General features: G+C 41.4%; 1 tRNA gene and 1 rRNA gene. Both read right to left on the reverse strand.

Annotated elements, in window-relative coordinates:
* Positions 1-20 precede the first annotated feature (20 nt).
* Positions 21-94, reverse strand: a tRNA-Asn gene (locus tag AT575_RS10255).
* A gap of 5 nt (positions 95-99) precedes the next feature.
* A 5S ribosomal RNA gene (gene rrf / locus AT575_RS10260) occupies positions 100-214 on the reverse strand.
* Between the last annotated feature and the right edge of the window lie 112 nt (positions 215-326).

Here is a 326-nt window from a genome sequence, read left to right on the forward strand (position 1 = left end):
GGAAATCCTATCTCTATCGACTCCGCCAGTAGGACTCGAACCTACGACATCATGATTAACAGTCATGCGCTACTACCAACTGAGCTATGGCGGATAAAAGCTAAGCGACTTCCGTATCTAACAGGGGGCAACCCCCAACTACTTCAGGCGTTCTAGGGCTTAACTACTGTGTTCGGCATGGGTACAGGTGTATCTCCTAGCTATCGTCACTTAACTTTTTAGTCCACTCAAAATTGAATAACTATATCTTAACAAGAAGTCTACCTCTATGTCAATAAACTTTTCTATTATCAAAATTGTACTCGGACTAAAAAGCTAGTCAATTA

The sequence above is a fragment of the Streptococcus penaeicida genome (assembly GCF_002887775.1).
GTDB lineage: Bacteria > Bacillota > Bacilli > Lactobacillales > Streptococcaceae > Streptococcus > Streptococcus penaeicida.